Annotated in this window: 13 protein-coding genes; 12 read left to right on the top strand and 1 reads right to left on the bottom strand. The window is 70.9% G+C overall.

The annotated features are described in order from the left end of the window. Window positions 1–79: 79 nt before the first annotated feature. The 12 genes from HD597_RS60950 to HD597_RS60895 all read left to right on the top strand — a co-directional run bounded on the left by HD597_RS60950 (window position 80) and on the right by HD597_RS60895 (window position 14,835). Window positions 80–1,654: a sigma factor-like helix-turn-helix DNA-binding protein gene (locus HD597_RS60950; protein WP_253758332.1), complete on the top strand. Its 1,575-nt coding sequence runs from the start codon at window positions 80–82 to the stop codon at window positions 1,652–1,654. A gap of 268 nt (window positions 1,655–1,922) precedes the next feature. Then, window positions 1,923–2,294: a hypothetical protein gene (locus HD597_RS60945; RefSeq protein ID WP_080045753.1), complete on the top strand. Its 372-nt coding sequence runs from the start codon at window positions 1,923–1,925 to the stop codon at window positions 2,292–2,294. Next, on the top strand, window positions 2,291–3,421 hold the full coding sequence (locus HD597_RS60940) for a GNAT family N-acetyltransferase (protein WP_253758330.1): 1,131 nt from the start codon (window positions 2,291–2,293) through the stop codon (window positions 3,419–3,421). The genes HD597_RS60945 and HD597_RS60940 overlap by 4 nt, the downstream gene beginning before the upstream one ends. 155 nt (window positions 3,422–3,576) lie before the next feature. Then, on the top strand, window positions 3,577–4,410 hold the full coding sequence (locus tag HD597_RS60935) for a glycosyltransferase family 2 protein (RefSeq protein ID WP_253758328.1): 834 nt from the start codon (window positions 3,577–3,579) through the stop codon (window positions 4,408–4,410). 13 nt (window positions 4,411–4,423) lie between these two features. Next, window positions 4,424–5,365: a glycosyltransferase family 2 protein gene (locus HD597_RS60930; RefSeq protein WP_253758326.1), complete on the top strand. Its 942-nt coding sequence runs from the start codon at window positions 4,424–4,426 to the stop codon at window positions 5,363–5,365. Beyond that, window positions 5,362–6,165, top strand: coding sequence for a polysaccharide deacetylase family protein (locus tag HD597_RS60925; RefSeq protein ID WP_253758324.1), 804 nt, complete (start codon window positions 5,362–5,364; stop codon window positions 6,163–6,165). Before HD597_RS60930 ends, HD597_RS60925 begins: the two co-directional genes overlap by 4 nt. Continuing rightward, on the top strand, window positions 6,158–7,474 hold the full coding sequence (locus tag HD597_RS60920; RefSeq protein ID WP_253758322.1) for a lipopolysaccharide biosynthesis protein: 1,317 nt from the start codon (window positions 6,158–6,160) through the stop codon (window positions 7,472–7,474). The genes HD597_RS60925 and HD597_RS60920 overlap by 8 nt, the downstream gene beginning before the upstream one ends. A gap of 1,028 nt (window positions 7,475–8,502) precedes the next feature. Next, window positions 8,503–10,794, top strand: a complete 2,292-nt coding sequence (locus tag HD597_RS60915) for a hypothetical protein (protein WP_253758320.1) — start codon at window positions 8,503–8,505, stop codon at window positions 10,792–10,794. Window positions 10,795–10,836: 42 nt separating this feature from the next. After that, window positions 10,837–12,039 (top strand): DUF418 domain-containing protein, encoded by a 1,203-nt coding sequence (locus HD597_RS60910; protein ID WP_253758318.1) that lies wholly within the window; start codon window positions 10,837–10,839, stop codon window positions 12,037–12,039. Window positions 12,040–12,073: 34 nt separating this feature from the next. After that, window positions 12,074–12,706, top strand: coding sequence for a GNAT family N-acetyltransferase (locus HD597_RS60905; RefSeq protein WP_253758316.1), 633 nt, complete (start codon window positions 12,074–12,076; stop codon window positions 12,704–12,706). Between the two features lie 91 nt (window positions 12,707–12,797). Next, window positions 12,798–13,712, top strand: coding sequence for an alpha/beta hydrolase (locus HD597_RS60900; RefSeq protein ID WP_253758314.1), 915 nt, complete (start codon window positions 12,798–12,800; stop codon window positions 13,710–13,712). Next, window positions 13,705–14,835: an acyltransferase family protein gene (locus HD597_RS60895; RefSeq protein ID WP_253758312.1), complete on the top strand. Its 1,131-nt coding sequence runs from the start codon at window positions 13,705–13,707 to the stop codon at window positions 14,833–14,835. Before HD597_RS60900 ends, HD597_RS60895 begins: the two co-directional genes overlap by 8 nt. Here HD597_RS60895 and HD597_RS60890 read toward each other — a convergent pair. After that, window positions 14,799–16,106, bottom strand: a complete 1,308-nt coding sequence (locus HD597_RS60890; RefSeq protein WP_253758310.1) for a GH39 family glycosyl hydrolase — start codon at window positions 16,104–16,106, stop codon at window positions 14,799–14,801. The genes HD597_RS60895 and HD597_RS60890 overlap by 37 nt on opposite strands. Window positions 16,107–16,304 lie beyond the last annotated feature (198 nt).

Here is a 16,304-nt window from a genome sequence, read left to right as displayed (position 1 = left end):
GGGCGAACCTGGCCGATCGAGGCGGCGTCCTCTCCGCGTGGGGCTTGAGTGAGCGTCCTACCTGCGGGGAGGGAAATCCGTGCCTGGATGGCCGACCGTCGATCGCGCGGGCGATCAGGAGCTGGTCGAAGCTCTGCGGCGCGCGGAGACCGCCGCTCCCGCCACGCTCTACGACTCCTACGCCGAACGGCTGCACGACTACGCGTTCACCCTGTCCGGCCAGAGCGACGTGGCGGCCGACTCCGTCCATGACGCGCTGGTCACCGCGCAGGGCTGCGCGGCCAGGCTCAGGGAGCCCGCCCGGCTGCGCGCCTGGCTGTACGCGCTGACCAGGTTCCAGGTACGGGCCAGGATGGCGCGCCGCTCCGGCACCCCGTCGGGCGGCATGCCGCTGCCCGAGTTCCCCGAGCCCGGCGAGCACGGCGACACCGAGCTGGCCGACCTGGTCCACGAGGCGCTGGGCGAGCTGAGCAAGGGCCAGCGCGAGGTGCTGATGCTGTCGCTGCGCCACGACCTGACCCCCTCGGAGGTCGGCGCGGTGCTCGGCCTGACCTCCAGGCAGTCGGCCGCCAGGCTGGGCCGGGCCCGCGACCATCTGGAGAACGCCGCCGCGGCCGTGCTGCTGGCCAGGACCGGGCGGGCGCACTGCCCCGACCTGTCCGCGATGCTGGACTCCTGGGAGGGGCCGCTCACCCCGCTGCTGCGGCGCCGGCTGTCGGGGCACATCAGCGGGTGCGAGGTGTGCACGGAGGGCAGGCACCGGCAGGTCTCGGCGACCAAGCTGCTCGACATCGTGCCGGTCGCCCATCCGCCGATCTCGCTGCGCCGCCGGGTGATCGACACGTGCGTCAGGCCCGAGCTGGACGACACCCGCGTCCTGATCACCGATCGCGGTGACAGCCTCGACCGGTCGGGGTTCCCGGTGCCGGCCGATCGCCGCTCGCGCCGCAGGCCGCGGCGGCTGGCGCCGCTCGTGCTGGCGGGCGCGTGCCTGCTGGCCGCGACGGGCGCGGTCGTGGTGCTGAACGGCGGCGGCAGCTCCGGGACGACCACGCTGCGGCCGGTCCCCTCCACCGCCACGACCTCCCTGGAGGAGAGCCCCACGCCGGAGCCGGTGGCCGAGGAGGACGAGCCCGGCCCGTCGCCGACGCCGAGCGCGACCCCGAGCCGCACCCCGTCGGCCAGGCTCACGCCGCCGGCCGCCGCCCCGCGCAGGAGCAGCAGGCAGGCCGCCGCGCCCACGACCTCCCGGCGCAGGCCCGTGCCGGAGGCCCGGCTGCGCGTCTCGTGCCCGCAGGCCATCGTCGGCGTGGCACGGATCGGGATCGGCGCCCGCAACGCCGCCGTCTCCTGGGTGGCGACGGCCTCGCAGGGCCTCGACGCGCACCCGGCGAGCGGTTCGGTCAAGGCGGGCGGATCGGCCACGGTCCTGGTGACGGTCGTCGAGCCGAACGCCTCCGGCACCGGCCGCGTCACCTTCACCTCGAACGGCGGCACCGCCACGTGCTCCCTGTCCTGGCAGGGCGACGACGCCCCCGAGCCGCCGACCGACGACCCGCCCGCGACCGAGGAGCCGACCGAGTCGCCGAGCGCCGGCGTGGCCACCACATCGGCCGGTGGAGCCGTGGAGGAGCCGAGCGCGGACTCACAGTAACTCCACAGTTTTAACACGACAAACAGCTATAAATCGGACCCTGACTCGTGAACCCTAGGCTACATAGGGCATTCTGGTGTGCTTGGGGAACGCGCCGGAGCAAGCCGATCTCTTGACCATGTGGCGAAGGTCACATGAGAAACCTCGGCATGCCGGTAAACCGAAGCGCGTCGCCAAGCGTCGGCATTGACGTGTCCTAGCGTGGATTGGTCCCATGAACTGCGATCAGAACGCGCTACAACCAGCAAGGGCAGGAGAGAGACAGGAGATGCTCAAGCAGCACCGCAGAGCGCTGGCCTGGCTGGTCGCGCTCGCCTGCATCGCGGGAGCGGTCATCGCGCTGTTCGATATCGAGACACCGCTGCGTCCGTTCCTGATCTCCTTGTTCCTTCTGGTCGTGCCAGGAGCGGCAGTGGTGGGACTGTTGCGTGATCGTGACCCCCTCGCCGCCCTATCCGTAGGAGCCGCGGCGAGTCTCGTACTCAATGTGCTCCTCGCCGAGGCCATGCTGCTCTTCAACGCGTGGTCGCCCCGCGCCGGCGTCGCGACGGTCGCCGTGCTCGGAGGGTTCATGTACGTGCTTCGGGTGTTGTACCGGGGGAAGAGCATGCAGACCGAACAGGGGGCCAGGGCAAGGTGAACATCCAGGTAGTTCGGCCGGGAGAGCTCGGGGACTCCGAGCGGGCCCGATGGCGGGAGCTGCAGAAGGCCGACCGCAGTCTGGACAACCCGTTCCTGTCCGTCGAGTTCGCCGTGGCGATGGACCGCTTGCGCGACTACGTGAGGGTGGCGGTCATCTCCGACGGGCGCGGCATCCAGGGGTTCTTCCCCTACGAGCGGCACAGCTTCGGCATCGGCAAGCCGCTCGGCGGATTCCTCACCACGTGTCACGGTCTGATCTCGGTTCCTGAGCTGAAGCTCGACGCCAAGGCTCTGCTGCGCGCCTGCAAGCTCAGCGTCTTCGACTTCGACCACCTGGTCGCGGGGCAGCCGACGTTCGCCGAGTACGAGTCGGACGTCCGGCCCGCGCCGGTCATGGACTTCACCGCCGGCTTCGAGGCCTGGATCGAGCAGGTCAAGGCCAACTCGCCGAAGAACCTCAAGACCGTCCGCTACAAGGAACGCAAGATGGGGCGGGAGCAGGGCGACCTGCGCCTGGAGTGGGCCTCGGCCGACCCCGAGGTGCTGCGCACGCTGCTCGCCTGGAAGTCCGACCAGTACCAGAGGACTGGCCGTGTGGACAGGTTCGCCCAGCCGTGGATCGTCGAATTGACGAACATGATGCATGCCGAGAACTCATCGGACTTCGCGGGTGTCCTGACCATGCTTTATGCCGGTGACGTCCCGGTGGCGGGGCATTTCGGCCTTCGTACGGCGACCACGCTTGTAGGGTGGTTCCCCGCCTACGACACCGAGTACGCCCGTTACTCGCCGGGCATCGTCCACCACCTCCAGATGGCCGAGGCCGCCGCGAACGCGGGTCTGCACATGGTCGACATGGGCAAGGGCGGCAAGGAGTATAAGGACTGGCTGAAGAGCGGGACCCTGTACGTCGCCGAAGGCCGCATCTCGCGTCCGTCCGCCTCCGCGGCCGTTCACTGGATGGGCCGAACTCCTTTCAACAAGGCCCGAACAATTGTCATGGATCGGCCGTCTCTTTATAGGGCGGCCGACCGTGTCCTGAAGGGCTTCGGTCGGGTGCGCACCTCGATGCAACGTCAGGAGCCATCCAACGCAGTGACCCAGGAACCAACGGGAGCGCGCTAGCGATCCCGGACCCACCCCCCGGCACCAGCACCAACACCCTCACACTCCACACAGGACCCTTCGATGCACCGTTCGCCGGCTTCGCCGTTCCCGCAGCACCCGGGGGTGGTTCCGTCCGGCCCGCAACGCGGGGTCCCGGAAGGATTTCCCTCGCCATGAGTCCCGAGATAACCAAGCACAACGGCAAGGTTCACTCCTCGCCCCTGCGGTCGATGCCGCCGCCCACCAGCTTCACGCCGGTGACCCCGCACCTGGCCATCTCCCCGACGGTCAGCGTGGTCGTGCCGGCGATGAACGAGGCGGAGAACTTGCCGCACGTCTTTGCCACCATCCCGCAGTGGGTTGATGAGATCGTGCTCGTCGACGGCAACTCCGTCGACGACACGGTGGCCGTGGCCAAGCGGCTGCGGCCGAACGTCAAGGTGGTGACGCAGACGGGCAAGGGCAAGGGCGACGCCCTGTCCGCCGGTTTCGCCGCCTGCACCAGCGACATCATCGTGATGATCGACGCCGACGGCTCGACCGACGGCCGCGAGATCATCAACTTCGTGGGCGCGCTGGTGACCGGTGCCGACTTCGTCAAGGGTTCGCGCTACGCCGCCGGGGGCGGCAGTGACGACCTGACGCTGAACCGGCGTCTTGGCAACAAGGTGCTGACCGGCATCGTGAACGTGATGTACCGCACCCAGTACACCGACCTCTGCTACGGCTACAACGCCTTCTGGGCGCGCCACCTTGATGTGCTCGACCTCGACTGCGACGGCTTCGAGGTGGAGACGCTGATGAACGTGCGCGCGGCCAAGGCCGGGCTGAAGGTGCACGAGGTGCCCAGCCACGAGCGCAACCGCATCCACGGCGAGAGCAACCTGCACGTCGTACGAGATGGCTTCCGCGTGCTCAAGACCATCCTGAAGGAGTGGCGTCGCCAGCCCACCCCCTCTCAGCCTGAGCCCGCCGCCACTCCTGCCGCTGACCGAGGCGTCGCATAAAAAAGGGATCGTTGTGAACACGTCTGTTGTCATCTGCGTCTACACCGAGGAGCGGTGGGAGGACATCAGGCAGGCAGTCGAGTCGGTCGAGAACCAGACGCGCCCGGCACACGAGCTGATCCTGGTGGTCGACCACAACCCCGACCTGCACCTCAAGCTCAAGCACGAGTACCCGCAGGCCATCGTGGTGGAGAACACGCACGAGCAGGGGTTGTCCGGTGGCAAGAACACCGGCGTGGCCACGGCCAACGGTGAGATCGTCGCCTTTCTCGACGACGACGCGGTCGCCGATCCCGGGTGGCTGGAGGCTTTGGAGGAGGGCTTCCAGGAAACCGGTGTCGTCGGCGTGGGCGGCCGTACCGACCCCATCTGGGCATCGGGGCGGCGGCCTGGCTGGTTCCCGTACGAGTTCGACTGGACGGTCGGCTGCACCTACCGCGGCATGCCCGCGGTCAGGGCGCCGATCCGCAACGTCATGGGCGGCAACGCCGCCTTCCTGCGTGAGGCCGTCTCCGAGGTGGGCGGCTTCCACAGCGGCATCGGCCGCAGCGTGCAGGGCCGCAAGTCGCGCCCGCTCGGGTGCGAGGAGACCGAGTTCTGCATCAGGCTGAGCCAGCGCAAGCCGGGCTCGGTCATGCTGTTCGAGCCGCGCGCGGTGATCGGGCACAAGGTGTCCAAGCAGCGCGAGCGGTTCGCCTACTTCAGATCCAGGTGCTACGCGGAGGGGCTGTCGAAGGCCCTGGTGACGCGGGAGGTCGGCACCCAGGACGGCCTGTCCAGCGAGCGCGCGCACGCGATGAAGACGCTGCCGCTCGGGGCGCTGCGCGGGGTCGGCGAGGCCGTGCGCGGCGACGTGGGCGGGCTCGGCAGGGCCGCCGCGATCGTGATCGGGCTGGCCTGGACGACCTGGGGTTACGTCGTGGGTTCCGTACGGCTGAAGGCGGCACGATCATGATCCGCGTACCGATCCTGATGTACCACTCGGTCACCGACGCGCCCAACGACGAGACCAAGCCGCACGCCGTGCGGCCCTCCGACCTGGAGGAGCAGCTCGCCTACCTGGCGGAGAGCGGCTTCACGCCGCTCACGCTGGGTGACCTGGTGGCCAGGTTCAACAAGAACAACGGGCTGTCGCTGCCGGACAAGCCGATCGTCGTGACGTTCGACGACGGCTACGCCGACTTCCACAGCCGCGCGCTGCCGCTGCTGGAACGCCACAATTTCCCGGCCACGGTCTTCCTGACCAGCGGCTGGGTGTCCGACGCGGGCAGGGACGCGGCGGGCCGGCCCCTCGACGACATGCTGTCGTGGGGCCAGGCCCGCGAGGCCGCGCAGACCGGCGTCGAGATCGGCGGCCACAGCCACAGCCACCCCCAGCTCGACCAGCTCCGCACCGAGGACCTGCGGCAGGAGCTGCGCAGGAACAAGGGCCTGCTGGAGGAGAAGATCGGCACTCCGGTCGCCACCATGGCCTACCCGTACGGCTACTCCAGCGCCCGGGTCCGCCGTGAGGTGCGCAAGGCCGGCTACTTCGCCGCCTGCGCCGTGAGTAACACGATCGCCGCCGATCGTCATGACATGCTCGCCATCCCCCGGTTGACGGTCGGCAAGAACACGACCATCAACATGTTCAAGCGCGCCGTCGAAGGCAACGCCGTACCTCTCATCTACATGCGCGAGCGCATCCTCACCAAGGGGTACGCGGTCGTCCGCAGGACGAGGTACGGGCTGCAGCGGGTGCGCGGAAATGTCTGACCTCCGGGGGAAGATCCTTCGCGACCTGCGTAACCCGCTGTTCCTGCAGGGTTACGCGCTGATGGCGAACACCGTGATCACCGGTGTGCTCGGCATGGGCTACTGGCTGCTGGCCGCGCACTTCTACTCGCCCGAGGAGTTCGGCCGCGGGCAGGCCGTGATCACGGCGATGCGGCTGTTCGCGTCGCTGACCGCGCTCGGCTTCGTGGGCGCGCTGGCCCGGTTCCTGCCGGTGGCCGGCCGCCGCACGCCCGAGCTCATCCTGCGCGGGTACGGCCTGGCCGCCGCCACGGGCGGGGTCGCGGCGCTGGGGTTCCTGCTGACGCTGCCCATGTGGGGCAAGACGTACTCGGTGCTGGCCGGGTTCGGGCCCGGGCTGTTCTTCCTGGCGTCCGTGGTGGTGTGGGCCGTGTTCACGCTCCAGGACGTGGTGCTGACCGGCCTGCGCAGGGCCACGTTCGTGCCGTTGAACAACCTGATCTTCGGCCTGGTCAAGATGGGCCTCCTGGTGGCCGTGGCCGGGGCGCTGCCGTCCGGCGGGATCTTCGTCTCGTGGGTGATCCCGACGGCGCTGGCCCTCATCCCGGTCAACTGGCTGATCTTCGGCGTCGTCGTGCCGCGGCACGTCAAGCAGGCCGATCCCGTCCAGGAGCCGCCGAAGCTGCGCGAGGTCGGCCGCTTCCTGGCCGGCGACTTCCCCGGCACGCTGTCGATCCTGGCGATCGTCTACCTGGTGCCCGTGGTGATCGCCACGCAGGTGGGCGAGGCCACGTTCGGGCGGTTCTCGATGGCGCACACGCTGGCCAGCATGATCGAGCTGCTGGCCATGAACATGGCGGTGTCGCTGACCGTCGAGGGCTCCTTCGACCGTGCCCGGCTGGCCGAGAACTGCCGGCGGGCGCTGCGGCGGGCCTTCATGATCGTCACTCCGATCATCGCGGTGGCGATCCTCGGGGCGCCGCTGATCCTGACCATCTTCGGCTCGGCCTTCGCCGAGGAGGGCACGACGCTGCTGCGGCTGATGGCGCTGGCGGTGCTGCCCCGCGTGCTGATCGAGGTGTACCTGAGCGCGCTGCGGGCGCAGAGCAAGGCGCGGACGCTGGCGATCGTCCAGATCGGGCTGGCGGTGCTCGTGCTGGTGTCCACCGTGGCACTGTTCCCTCACTTCGGGGTGAACGCCGTGGGGTACGGATTGCTCTTCAGCGAGGTGCTTGTCGCACTTTTGATTTTTGGAAATCTACGTAAAATTCTCAAATTCGACGAAAGCGGTAGGTCGACTGTCACCCAGGGGTCGTCCGGGGCTTCATGATGGTCAACGTGAGGCAACGGGACGGCGATGGCATGCAAACGGGGATCACGGGCTCCTCGGACGTGCGGGGGGACAAGGAGGAGTCAGACGTGCCCTTCGATCCGGAAGCGACGGGAGTCATCCCCAAGCTGACGTTCCCGCCCGCGGGCGAGGAGGCCGGCTCGGCCGAGGACTCCGCGGAGAGCTCCGGCGGCGAGGGAACGGCCCCGCCGGAGGCGGAAAGGACGACGGCCATCCGGCTGCCCGGGCCTCTGCACATCGGGCATCCGCCCACGGCCGACGACACCGCCGACCCCTCGGCGGCCGGCACGGTCTCCATGCCGATCCAACCGGCGACCGGCGGCCCTGAGGCGTCCGACGAGGGCGACACCTCCCCCGGCCTGCGCCCCCAACCGGCCAGCGGCCCCCAGCCCGCAACCGGCACCGGCACCGGCACCGGCACCGGCACCCAGCCCGGCACGGGTACCCGGCCCGCGAGCGGGACCACGCCCGGCACCGGTGCTCAGCCTGTCTCTGGTGCCCGGCCTGCTGTGGGTGCCCAGCCCGCCAGTGGGCCGCAGCCTGCCGGTGGGCAGGGCGCGGCTGCCGGTGAGGCGGGCGCGACCGGGGCCGGTGCGACGTCCGGCGCTGCCGGCGCTGGTTCTGCCACGCCCAGCGCTGCACCTGGCGCTTCCGGCGCGAAGCCGGGCGCTTCGGCTGCCAAGCCGGGCTCTGCGGGTGCGAAGCCCGCGACCGCTGCACCGGCCGGAGGGACGGCCGCCGCAGCCGGTGCCGGAACGCAACCCATGAGCACGCATCCCACGGGAGCGCCCACCACCGGCACTCCCGGTGCGGGCGGGCCCGGCACCGGAGGACCTGGTGCCAGCGGGCCCGGCGCTGGAGGAGCCGGTGCCGGAGGGCCCGGTGGTGGGGCGCGGCCGGTGGCCGGGTCGCAGGGGTTGGCGAATCTGGTGCAGCCGTCCCCGGGCGCCTCCCCCGCGCCGGGCATCGCGCCGCAGGGTCCGTCAGGGCCGCAGGCCGTGCCGGGTATGGCGCCCCAGGGCCCGTCGGGGCCGCAGGCCGTGCCGGGGCAGGCGCAGCAGGCCGCGTACCAGCAGGCGCCGCCGCGGCAGGCCCAGCCCGCGCAGGCGCCGGGGCAGGCCCCCGGGCAGGCGCCCGCCAAGCCCCGCGCGACCAGGGGCAGGGTCGGGGCGTTGGTGGCCAGTGCGCCCAAGTGGCTGCCCGTGCTGCTGGTCCTAGAGGGCCTCATCATGTACGTCCTCGCCCTCAAGGTCCCCCCGGGCCCGCTGCGCGGCGTGAATCCGTCCGACATCGACGGCCTGGGCCTGATCTCGGCGCTGCCGACGACGGCGTTCATCGCCATCCTGATCATGATCGTGTCGTTCTTCATCACGGTCACCCAGAGCACCGACCGCAAGTTCCTGCTGCTGTTCCAGATCGCCGCCATCACGTTCGCCCTGCACGGCGCGGGCGCGCTGGTGGCCGACGAGCCGCGCTTCCCGACCGCCTACATCCACGCCGGTTTCGTGGAGTTCATCGGCAGGACCGGCGAGACGGCGATCAACATCGACGCCCGCATGGGCTGGCCGGGCTTCTTCGCGTTGTTCGCGTTCGTGACGAAGGCCGCCGGGATCACCGACCTGACGCCGATCCTGCAGTGGACGCCGCTGCTGTCGAACCTGCTCTACCTGCTGCCGTTCGTGCTGATCCTGCGCCAGGTGGTGGCGACCACGCGGGCGCGGTGGTTCGCGGCGCTGCTGTTCGTGCTGGTGCAGTGGATCGGCCAGGACTACTTCTCGCCCCAGGGCTTCACGTTCGCGCTGTATCTGGCGTTCGTGGCGATCCTGCTGAGATGGTTCGGGCGCGTGGAGACGCGCACGAAGCCGGTCCCGCCCAAGGGCCTGCGCAAGCTGATCGGCAAGCTCGACGCGATGACACCGGGCGAGCTGGCGAACACCGGCACGTTCAGGGCCGACAAGCTGCTCATGCTGATGATGCTGGTGGCGCTGTTCGTGGCGTCGGTGGCCTCGCACCAGATCACGCCGTTCATGATGCTCGGCGTGGTGACGGCGTTCCTGATCTTCAAGCGGACCACGCTGACCTGGGCGCTGCCGTTCTTCCTCGGGCTGGTGGTGCTGGCCTGGATCAGCTACATGACAGTGGGCTTCTGGGCCAGCCAGATCGACACGATCTTCGGCGGCCTGGGCAACATCCTGCAGAACCTGCGCAGCAACACGGGTGACCGGATCGAGGGCACCGACCCCGCGCACGCGATGGTGCTGCAGGCCCGGCTGGGCATCCTCGCGGTGATCCTGGCGTGCGCGGCGGTGGGCATCTTCCGCCGGTTCCGGCGCGGGGTGTTCGACCGGTCGGCGCTGATCCTGCTGTGCGTGCCGGTGCTGGCGCTGGGGCTGCAGAGCTACGGCGGCGAGATCGGGCTGCGCATCTACATGTTCGCGCTGCCCGGCGCCTGCCTGCTGGCCGCGTACGCGTTCTTCCCGAACCTGCCGGCCGACAGCGCGGACGTGCGCGAGGAGACCGTGCCGCTGCGCAAGCGGAACGTGCGCTTCAACCCGGAGCTGACCAAGAAGATCTCGCTCGTGCTGGCGGCCTGCTTCGCGGTCGTGTTCGCGTTCGCGTTCCTGGTGGCCAGGTACGGCAACGAGAAGTTCGAGCGGGTCACCACCGGCGAGGTGGCCGCCCTGCACTACGTCTACGACCACGACGAGCCCAGCGCCCGGGTGCTCTACCTGGTGCCCAAGGAGGGGCCGGAGGTCACGCCGACCCTGCCGTGGGGCGAGCGGGACGTGGAGAAGGTCAGCTTCAACCTCCAGGCGCTGGTGCACAAGGATCCGGCGCAGATCGCCGACGCCGTGCAGGCGCTGAAGGAGGCGTCCAGGAACTCGTACCTGATGGTGAGCCGGGGCCAGGTCAGCTACCTGCAGCTCAACGAGGGCTTCCCGGCCGACTGGGGCGAGAGGTTCCGCGCGGCGCTGGACAAGTCACCCGATCTCAAGCGGGTCTACTCCAACGAGGACGCGGCGCTCTACACCTGGAAGAACTTCGTCAGAGGCACCGAGATCCCCGAACCGAACCCCTACAAGGGCCGCGGCGACCCCACCTCACCGTGGACGCCGGTGGGCCTCGGCGCGCTCGCTGTGACCTGGGTCGCACTCTTCGGGTACGAGATCATCCGGTTGAACGGCCCGAACCGGGCGCCGAAGGCCCGCAAACGCCTGCTGTTCCTGGCGATCCCGGCCTTCGCGGTGGCCCTGGCAGTGATCATCGAGCGGTTCATCTATATCGCGCAAAATAACTGAATTCACAGGAAACACTCAGGTTGTGCGGGATGATGCTCTCCGATGAGGACACAGGAGACACATCCCGCCAGGCCGGACGTACGCCTCGCCGCAGCGAGAATCGCCTCCGTCGACGCCTTACGGGGTTTCTCGCTGCTGGGCATCCTCGTCGTGAACATCGCCTTCCTGGCCTCCGGCTACCGGATGGCCGGGCTGGCGGAGCCCGCGTTCGACTCGTCCCTCGACTGGGGCGTGCGGTGGGTCGTGACGCTGTTCCTGGAGAACAAGTTCTACCTGCTGTTCTCGTTCCTGTTCGGGTACAGCTTCACGCTGCAGGCCGACTCGGCCCGGCGGCGGGGGCGGCCGTTCACGCCGATGTTCCTGCGCCGGCTGGCCGGGCTGTTCCTGCTCGGGCTGGCGCATGCCGTGCTGCTGTTCCCCGGGGACATCCTGACGACGTACGCCGCCGTGGGGCTGGCGCTGCTGCTCTTCCGCCGGGTCCGGCCGAGGACGGCGGTGGCGCTGGCCGTCGCGCTCACGCTGCTGCTGGCGCTCGCCTTCGTGCTGCTCGCGCTGCTGGCCACGGCGGGCCTGGACCTGTCGGGCCGGGTCGCCGACGGGCAGGCGCAGGCCGCCGCCTCGGACTCGGCGCTCGGCGGGGTGTTCTGGCAGATCGTCTCCGAGCACCTGAGGAAGCTGTCGCTGATCATCGTGGCGCGGGTCTTCTTCCAGGGCCCGGCGGTGCTGGCCGCGTGCCTGATCGGGCTGGCGGTCGGCAGGCTGGGCGTGCTGCGCGACGTGTCCGCGTACACGGGGACGCTGCGCCGGCTGCAGTGGACCGGGTTCACGGTGGGGCTGGGTGGCGCGCTCTTCTACACGGCGTCGGTGTGGAACGGCTCGGTGCACAAGTTCTGGGGCGAGGCGGTGGACCTGGTGACGGCGCCGCTGCTGGCGGCGGCGTACGCGGCCACGTTCCTGCGCGTGCTGCCGCACGTGCCGCGGCTGGCGCGGGCGCTGGCGGCGCCCGGCAGGATGGCGCTGTCGAACTACCTGGCGCAGTCGCTGGTCTGCTCGCTCATCTTCACCGGGTACGGCCTGGCCCTGGTGGACCGGGTCAGCCCGCCGCTGGAGGTGCTGATCGCGCTCGGCATCTTCGCGCTCCAGGCGGCCTGCAGCCGCTGGTGGCTCAAGGGGCACCGGTACGGGCCGGTGGAGTGGCTGCTGCGCCTGCTGACGTACTGGCGAAGGCCCGGGATAACCAGGTGAGGCGGGCGGGGCCGGCCGGGAAGAATGGGCAGGCATGCGCAACTGGCCCGTGCACGACCTGAGACTGACCACGCCCCGCCTCACGCTCCGGCTCCCCACCTTCGACGACCTCGACGAGCTGGCCGACCGTGCCGTTGAGGGGGTGCACGACCCGGACCGGATGCCGTTCGGGGTGCCCTGGACCGACGTGCCCGCTGCGGAGCTGCCCGCGAAGGTCGTGCTCTACCACCTCGGGGTCATGGCGGCGTGGCGGCCCGAGGAGTGGTGCTGCAACTTCGCCGTCGTCCACGAGGGCCGGGTGATCGGCGTCCAGGACGTCAAGGGGGTCGACTTCGCGCTCACCCGCGAGGTGCACACGGGCTCGTGGCTGGGGCGCGCGTACCAGGGCGAGGGGTTCGGCACGGAGATGCGCGCCGCCGTCCTGCACCTGGCCTTCGCCGGGCTGGGGGCGCTGACGGCCACCTCCAGCGCCTTCCTCGACAATCCGGCCTCGCTCGGCGTCTCGCGCAAGCTCGGCTACCGGCCCGACGGGCTGGCGGTCCAGTCGATGCGCGGGCGGCGGGCGACGCAGCAGCGGCTGCGGCTCGACCGTGAGGACTTCGGCTGCCCGGTGCCGGTGGAGATCCACGGGCTGGCCGCCTGCCTGCCGCACTTCGGGCTGGAGTGAGCGGGCCGTCCCCGTAGTACTCCAGAGCTACGTCGCAGATCCACTCCCAGGCGGGACGCCGACGACGGGGCGTGATCCATAGGTTCGCCGCATGTCCACCCGTTCGCGCCGCCCCCCGTCCGCCCGCCTCCGCGGGAAATTCTTCACCGCCGTCCTGGCCACGTCGGTGGTCGTGCCCCTGTCGGGCTCCGAGGTCGCCGCTCCCGCGCCGAACCGGCCCTCCGGAGGTCTGACCGAGGCCCGGTACGCCGCCGTCCGCCAGGACATCCTGGCGGCCGGGCGGATGGCCGCCGCGCGCGGGCAGTCGCGCCGGGCCGGGACGCTGCGCGCGATGGCGGAGCCGGGGCGGCGGTTCCTGTTCTTCGACGGGCGTGACGGGGGGCGCTCGGCTGAGGTCTTCGGCGACCTGGCCGGGGCCGCGCGGGTGGCCGTGCTGGTGCCCGGCTCGGACACCGGCCTCGGCAGCGGGCGGCTGCGCGCCGGCGCGCTGGCGCTCCAGCGGGAGCTGGGCGACGGGGCCGCGGTCGTCGCCTGGCTCGGCTACCGGACCCCGAGCACGCTCGGCGCCGCCGTCCTGACCACCGGCCGGGCCGACGAGGCGGTCCCCGGCCTGCGGGCGCTCGTCCGCGAGCTGGGCGCCGCCAGGGTGTCGCTGCTGTGCCACTCCTACGGCGCCGTCGTGTGCGGGCGGGCCGCGGCCGGGCTGGGCGACGTGGCGAACATCGTCCTGTACGGCGCCCCCGGCACCGGCACGAGCTGCCCGCTGCGCACGTCCGCCCCCGTCTGGGCCGCCCGCGGCACCGGCGACTGGATCGCGAACGTGCCCCACGTGCAGGTCCGGCTGCCGTTCCTCACCCTGGGGCCCGGTCTGGACCCCGTCTCGCCGACCTCCGGCGCGCGCGTCCTCGCGGCGGGCGACGGCGGCCACAGCGACTACCTGCGGCCGGGCTCCCTGTTCCTGCGCAACGTCGCCGCCGTCGTGTCGGGGGCGGCTCCGCATGCGTGACCTGCTCGAACGCGTCGAGAAGGCGACCCCGGCGGATCGCGACCGCGGGCTGGACGGGCTGCGCGCGCTGGCCATCCTCGGGGTGGTGCTCGGGCACTGGCTGGTGACGGCCCTGGTGACCGACAGCGGCACCGTGCGCGCCGCCAGCCCGCTGCGGGAGCTGCCGCACCTCGCGCCCGTCTCCTGGCTGTTCCAGACGCTGGCGGTGTTCTTCCTGGTGGGCGGGATGGTGGCGGCGCGAGGCCGGGCCGCCGGCCACCGGGCGTGGCTGGGGCGGCGGATGGCTCGCCTGTTCCGGCCGGTGGCCGCCCTGGTGCTGGTGTGGGCGGTGATCGCGGTCGCGATGCTCGCCGCCGGCGTGGGGCCGGGGAGCGTGACCTCGCTGGCCAGGCTGGTGTGGTCGCCGCTGTGGTTCCTGCTGGTCTTCGCCGTGCTGACGGCCGCGACCCCGTGGGCCGCCAGGCTGGGCCCGGCGTGGCCGCTCGCCGTCGTCGCGCTGGTGGACCTCGTCCGGTACGGCCTGGACGGCCCGGCCTGGCTCGGCGGGGTGAACGTGGTGGCGGGCTGGGCGGTGCCCTACTGCCTGGGCGCGTCCTGGGGCCGGAGCGGCGGCCTTCCCGGCCGCGGGACCGGATGGGCGCTGCTGCTCGGCGGGGCAGGCGCCACCGCCGGGCTCGTCCTGTGGGCGGGCTACCCGGCGGCCATGGTGGGCGTGCCGGGGGCGGAGATCTCCAACCTGGACCCGCCCACGCTCGCCGCCGTCACCTTCGGCCTGGCACAGTGCGGAGCGGCCCTGCTGCTGCTCGGCCCCCTGCGCCGGGTGCTGCGGCGCCCGGCCGTCTGGGCCGCCGTGGCGCTGGCGAACCTCTCGGCGATCACGATCTTCCTCTGGCACCAGACTGCCATGATCGCCGTCACCGCCCTCGGGCTGCTCTCCGGCCAGGCCCTGCCCGGCCTGCACACCGTCCCGGACTCGGCCGGTTGGGTGGCGGCCAGGCTGGCCTGGTTGCCGGTGTTCGCCGTGGCGCTGGCCGCGTGCTGGGCGGCCTTCCGCGGCCACGAGCGCCCGCGCCGCGGCTCACGGACTCACGCGCCCCCGCGCCCCGACCACTTGATCTCGTAGGGCCGCAACGTGACCTGCCGCCCGTCCACGGTGGCGGAGACCTCCTGGTCGGAGGTGTTCACCATCACGACCTGGCTGGCCTGGCCCAGCGCCTTCACCTTGGGGTCGGAGGTCTGCACCTCCTGCACCTCCACCCCTGAGGGGAACCACTTGGTGAACCCGCTGAGCAGCCCCGCCATGGGCAGCTCGCCGCCCACCTTGGGCCCCCACAGGCATCCGGCGCACTCGCCCTCACCCTTCATCTGCGGGTTCCAGTAGAGGGCGGTGGTGACCCCGCTCTTGGCGAACTCCATGAGCGCGGCGGCCTGGACGGCGGTGCGCTTGTCCTCGGTCCACTGCGAGTTCTCGGGCTCGACGTACCACTCGGCCCACCACACCGGCAGGTCGTCGCTCTCCTCGCGCAGCCAGGTGGTGATGGCGCTGAACTTGCCCTGGGCGGCGAAGTCGTTGGGAACGTTCCCCTTGTCGTTGGTCATCGAGGCGCCGTCCACGACGATGAAGTCGGCGCCCTTCTTGTGCTCGATCCAGTACTTGACGGCGTCCAGCGCCCGCTGGTCCACCGTGCCCCACGGGCCGCTCAGCTCGGACGGGCCCTCGGCGCGCGCGGTGCTCACGATCGGCACGTAGGGGCCGCCGATCTGGATGTCCTTGTTCACCTTCTTCAGCGCCGTGTAGACCTTGTTGTACAGCTCGGTGTACGCCTCGGCGTCCCACCGGTTGGTGGCCGGGTCCCAGAAGCCCTTGAACTCGTTCCACACCATGTAGTGCTTGACCGTCGGGTACTGCTTGGCCACCCGCACCGCGAGCTTGGCGAAGTCGTCGAAGTGCTCCCGCTCGGGCGCGACCGTGTGGTTCTTGCTCCAGTCCGTACGCCCTGCCTGCCCGCCCTTCATCCAGTCGGGCGCGCAGCAGAGCGTGATCACCGGGACGCCCCGCGAGGACGAGACGAACGTCATCCGCCGGTCGAGGTCGACGAAGTTGAACTGCCCGGGGCTGGGCTCCGGGTTGCCGACGCCCCAGCCCATGATGTGCTGGTTCTGCAGCATGGGGACCCGGCCGAGCACGCCTCTGGCCTCCTCGACGACCGCCTGCGGCTCGTTGTCGGCGCTGTACTGCGTGTGGGTGATGCCCCAGCGCGGCCAGTTGTCCAGCGCGGGAGGCTCCGAGAGCTCGGGCGCGGGCTCGGTGGGCACCTTCGTGGCGACCTCGCCGCCCCTGAACACGCCGCGCTCCTTGGTCCGGATCGCGGCGTACACCATGATGCCCGCCACCAGTACGACCGCGAGAATGCCGGCTCCTAGAGCGATCGGCCATGGCGATCGTCGGCGCGCGTGTCGGCCGTCGGTCGGAATCACTGAAGGCTCCTCATCCTCGCAAGACGTCGGGGGGAACCACGAACCTACAAGGTTCGCGAACGTACAAGGGCTGGACAGAAGTCCAGCCCTGTTTACGCTAATCGTCCCGCTTGC

It is taken from the genome of Nonomuraea thailandensis, from assembly GCF_024172165.1.
Classification (GTDB): domain Bacteria; phylum Actinomycetota; class Actinomycetes; order Streptosporangiales; family Streptosporangiaceae; genus Nonomuraea; species Nonomuraea thailandensis.
Note: the sequence above shows the minus strand (reverse complement) of the source record. Positions and strands in the feature narration are given on the sequence as shown.